We start from the raw sequence: 4985 nt of genomic DNA, 5'->3' as shown, positions 1-4985 counted from the left end.
TAAAAAACAAGACTGGTGAATACACCAATGAAAACCTGGACAACTGAAATCCCTATCAAACCATATCCTTGATAGATCACCCATATCTTAAGCAAGCCACTAAAAATCATAAGCATTGATCTCGCGCCCATGCCTTTGAATCCTAGGTTCATACCCCTTAAAATGGCTTCAAAAAGATCCATCAATTTATAAATGACCATGGAAAAAATCATAATGGCACTTGCTGCCCGCACCATGTTGTAATACTCCTCATTCACATTGGTCAAGATGGGTGCATACCAGATCAAAACCCCTCCAATCAAGAAAATAAAAGGTAGAATCAGTAGCGTTAAAACCAAGGCTGTGGTCACCTCGCTCCTCAGCTCTTCTTCGGAAGCCACACCCCGCTTTTGGGCAACCGTCCATTTCAAAACTTGAGCAGTTTGAATATCAGCCATATCTGCATATCCAGTCATTTCAAGCAAAATCTGATAGACTCCATAGAAGGTGCTTCCCAAGCCATTGACAATGATCGGGCTGACCACAAAACCCATTACCTGCTTGATCACATGATCCAGAATGCTGGTCACGGAATTGAGATAGGCCCTTTGCTTGTGGTTTTCTTTGGTAACGGTTTTGGTTTTTACAGATCCATCCATTTCTAAAAATTCAATTCGGAATGTTTTTTGGCAATTGAACCAGGATTTTCATTTTACGGCTTCGCCCCTTCAGTCCCATGCTTGGTGACATCGCAGTAAAATGTATTCTTAAATAATCAGGATAAACAGCGAGATAAAATCCTGAATCGGATCAGGATCTGTCAAAAAAATGACAGAACAGTGTGCAAAATTTATAGGGCTGCTTTTCCCCTTTTGAAAATATTCGCAATAAAGCTTTTCTTTGAATTTTGACTGTCATAATAGTCACCACTGTATCCTTTGTAGTTTAACTCTTGGTTGCCGACGTCATTGATCACGGAGTAGATATTCCTGATTCCTTTTTTGATTTTTATATCATTGAGATCATCAGCAAAAGACCATTCGCTGTACTTAAACCGCAAAACATACAGGATGACATCTACGTTTTTCATGATTTCAAAAGATTGGCTGATCAATCCCACAGGTGGTGTATCCAGTATCACCACATCATAGATTTTCTTCAGGTCTTCCAAAAGTTCTTTGAACCTCGGCAAAGCGATCAACTCAGAAGGGTTTGGAGGGATGGAACCTGAGGAAATCACATCCAATAAATGGTGCCCACTGGGCTGGATAATATCAAAGACCCCATCCACTTGCCTACTCAGATAATTGGACAAGCCCTGATCCCCTTTGAGACCAAAATCCCTAAATGTGTGTGGCTTGTACATGTCACAGCTGACCAGGATTGTTTTTTTGTCATTGAGAGAATAGATCGAAGCGAGGTTGATGGCTGTGAAAGTTTTTCCTTCTTTGGATACACTTGAAGAAATGGCAATCGCAACAGACTGGTCATTTGGGACTATGAAACTGATATTCGTTTTAAGCGCTCTAAACGATTCAGTAAGGGCCGATTTGGGTTCCGTAAAAACAGATAAAGAAGATTTGCTTTTGCTTTTTCCAATTTTGGCCAAAACAGGAACAAGAAGTTTCCCCTCCAGTTCTTTCACATCCTTGATCTTACGGTCAAAAATAATAATGAGCATAATCACCCCTATCGGGAAAACAAAACCACCAACCAATGCAATGATGTAGGTGGTGACTTCCTTTACCGTGATCGGCAAGTAATTGGGCGTGGCGTATTCCACGATTTTGTTCGAGGCAGTATTGGAAGCCATCGCAATTGCCGATTCGGCTCTTCGCTGCAGGAGGAATGTATAAATGGTTTCATTCAAGGTGAATTCTCTCTGGATTTTCAGTAGGTTTTGTTCCGTGGACGGGAGTCTGCTGAATTGTCTCTCGATCCTTGTGATTCTTTCCTGCAGATCTCTTATTAGAAAATCAGTATTGCTGGTCACATTTCTGACGACTTCAGACAGGGAAGCATTGATATCCATGATTTTATTCGTGACATCCCTTACCCTTGGAGACGCTTCTGTTTGGGTATTGAGCAAACGGGATTTTTCATTTTGAAGGGTTATCAAATTCTGAATCAGAGAATTCAAGATTGGATCTTCGATACCAAGTCCCGCCGGCATGATTATCTGATCATAAGTCTCTCTTACCAAATAATTCTGAAGATTTTGAAAATACTGCTTTTTGAATCTTTCCTGGGAGAGTTGTTTTTCCAAGGCGGTGATCTCTCCATAAACCACATTGCTTTCCGAAGCGATGTTATAAGTCCTATTGCTGCTCCTGAAATTTTGTAATCTCCCTTCAAAAAAGCTCAAGGTGTCCGCCACACCCGAAATTTGGTGATCAATGAAGTCCACAGTGCTTTTGGCCATTCTGTTTTTTTCATTCAACTCTTCCTCCAATGATATTTCCATCAAAGTATTCAGATAATCACTCCCTTTTTCTGGATGGCTTGTGTTTAGCGTCAATCCCAAAATTGAAGATGTCAGCTCCACAGGCACCACTTGAAGGTCCTCACCCGTATATTTGGCCAACAAACCGGCTTTTGAGTTAAATTTGATCAGCGTGTTGCCACTGGGTTCAACCCCTTTAAAAGTCACTTTGAATTTTGCAAAAGGCAACTCAACCCACTCATCGAATTTATATTTTTTGGCAGGTATTTCTGAAAGGTCTATTTCGACCTCAGGCTTGGAATCCGGGAAATTTTGAAAGTATTTCTTCTCTGGGAAGCGGAGTACAAAGGAATTTGGGTCAGACCACGACAGATCCATCTTCCCTCCAATAACCTGTGGGTGTCCCCAATCCACCTCAACATGAATCGGACTGTTTTTATAAAGTTCTGTATCCACAAAAAAACCTGGCTGATAATAACCTACCCTAAAGTCCAGAATATCCAAAGTGAGCTCGGCCAAAGGTTTGGAAAGTAAAAAAATAGCCTCGTTAGATAGTTTCTGGGTTTGATTATTATAATTGCCTCTTGTATTGAGTCTTGTCAGGTCCAAAATCCCGGAACTGTTCACATCTTCCTTTACAAAAAACTTGCTGCTTACCTGATAAATAGGCGGAGTACTTTTGTTTTTTAAAAACGCCAAGGTCATGGAAATGACTATTGATATCACTATAAATGGCCAGTAATGAAGGTGTTTCAGGAAAAATTTTGCTGGGTCAAAAGGTTTTTTATTTTCTTCAATGTACCCTTCTTCGCTATTGTTTTGTATTATTTTCATAATTTCCAATCATTTGGTAGCGGTGAAAACCAATAATCCGACGGTTGCAAGACTAATCAATAATTGTGTTGTTTGAACAAGCGTAACACCCGTTCCCAGTTCCCGAACTTTCATCGGTTCGGCATAGATCATATCATTCGGTTTTAGGAAATAAAACTCCGAATTCATTATTTCATCGTTGTTCAGGTTGACAATATGGGCTCTTGATCCATTCGGGTATTGTCGGATAACCCTGACAGCATTTCTTTTGGCAACTGTGGTGAGATCGCCTGCATTGGCAATGGCTTCAAAAATGGTAACCCTATTCTGAAGAATCGTGTATTTACCTGGCCGGACAAATTCCCCAATGGCGCTGTACCGGATCCCTCCCAATCTCACCCGAACAAAATATTCATTGTCTCGGACATATTTTTTGAGTTCACTTTCCACCATCAGCTTGGCTTCCTCCGTGGACAATCCCACCAATTTTATTTCCCCGATCATCGGCAATTCCACTATCCCTAAATTATTCAAGGTGAAACCGTTCAAATAAAAGACATCACCCCCGCCCATCATATTCCCGCCCAGCATCCTCATTTGTTCCAGAGAGGATGTTGTATTCAATAAAATATTCAACTCAGGGTCGGAAGTGGTCATGGTGATGTCCACCACATCATTGTACTGAAGCAAATAATCTTCTGTCTTGTAGGGAATAAGTTCACCCCCCTGCGAGACCATCGCAGATGGGGCAAGTTTTTGCATGTAAACGACTTTCTTATTGGAGATGCAACTCACTTGAAAAAGTAGAATTGAGGATAAACCCAAAACAATAATCCTGTAATTGGCCATAAAAAGAATGTCTATAATTTAAAAAGCAATTAAAAATCAATCGGAACCTATATATTCAATCGGAGAGTTAAATTAAGTAAATTATACAAATAAAAAAACGTATTTTAAATAAATATTTATGAATTTCAAATAACTATTTGCCTAATTAATATCATTTTTTTTACAAGGATTATTCAAGTCATTTTGGAACATTTTTTTTTAGGAAAATAGCTTTTTTCGGTATTTTTCAATGCTTTAAAAAAGCTTTTAAAGAAGGGTTGAATCCTTCAGAGGGTCCAAATTCCTTTTCGCCTGCTTTTACCCAACTTGCCATAATCGCCTCCCCCTGTACAGCCCTTTTCAATTCAAGTATCCCAATTCGATTCATGTCCCTATTCGGTTTAGATCATGTTTCAAAAAATCGGATTTTTTTTGACCTATCCTGAAAAGTAACACTCCAAACATGGCTTTCATCGTCAGAAAAGGACATGGTGGTCCAAAAGCTATTTCCGCGAGAAAGAGACATAGGCAAGTCCCAGACGCCGTTTAGACAGCATATTTCCTTCAGATTGTCCTGCAAACCAGTCCCTATGGCCTTAATCAGGGATTCTTTTGCTGTCCAAATCCGATAAAATGAATAAGTGGGGTTTGGTGAATCCAGCACAAAGTCCTGTTCTTCTTGAGAATAACAAAACTCCATGATGCTTTTGGATGGGAAATCGGGATTGATGAACTCTACATCTACACCACATGCAACTGACGAAAACACAAACATGACATAGTTGCCAGAATGCGATATATTAAAATGAAAATCCATTTGCTCCAACAAAATGGGTTTTTTCATCTCTGTCTCCCCAAATTTCAGATTTTGAAGTGGCTCCCTGAGGTAGTTAGCTATCAAGATTTTCCGGAACACCTTGCT

Annotated in this window: 3 protein-coding genes and 1 pseudogene; all 4 read right to left on the bottom strand. The window is 39.9% G+C overall.

Annotated elements, in window-relative coordinates:
- A pseudogene (locus Q7J63_RS19040) lies at positions 1-638 on the bottom strand (polysaccharide biosynthesis protein); the annotation flags it as partial.
- A gap of 191 nt (positions 639-829) precedes the next feature.
- On the bottom strand, positions 830-3256 hold the full coding sequence (locus Q7J63_RS19035; RefSeq protein ID WP_019599227.1) for a tyrosine-protein kinase family protein: 2427 nt from the start codon (positions 3254-3256) through the stop codon (positions 830-832).
- A 9-nt stretch (positions 3257-3265) separates the two neighbouring features.
- The gene (locus Q7J63_RS19030; protein WP_051107577.1) at positions 3266-3997 is read right to left on the bottom strand and encodes a polysaccharide biosynthesis/export family protein; all 732 of its coding nucleotides are present in this window, start codon (positions 3995-3997) and stop codon (positions 3266-3268) included.
- A 472-nt stretch (positions 3998-4469) separates the two neighbouring features.
- The coding region (locus tag Q7J63_RS19025) for a 4'-phosphopantetheinyl transferase superfamily protein (RefSeq protein WP_304888504.1) at positions 4470-4985 on the bottom strand (516 nt) is incomplete at its 5' end.

The sequence above is a fragment of the Rhodonellum sp. genome (assembly GCF_030656585.1).
Classification (GTDB): Bacteria; Bacteroidota; Bacteroidia; order Cytophagales; family Cyclobacteriaceae; genus Rhodonellum; species Rhodonellum psychrophilum.
Note: the sequence above shows the minus strand (reverse complement) of the source record. Positions and strands in the feature narration are given on the sequence as shown.

What these genes read in the sequence shown, in the direction of transcription:
- Q7J63_RS19035 (WP_019599227.1), bottom strand. Translation starts at nt 3,256, where the DNA reads ATGAAAATAATACAAAACAATAGCGAAGAAGGGTACATTGAAGAAAAT.
- Q7J63_RS19030 (WP_051107577.1), bottom strand. Translation starts at nt 3,997, where the DNA reads ATGCAAAAACTTGCCCCATCTGCGATGGTCTCGCAGGGGGGTGAACTT.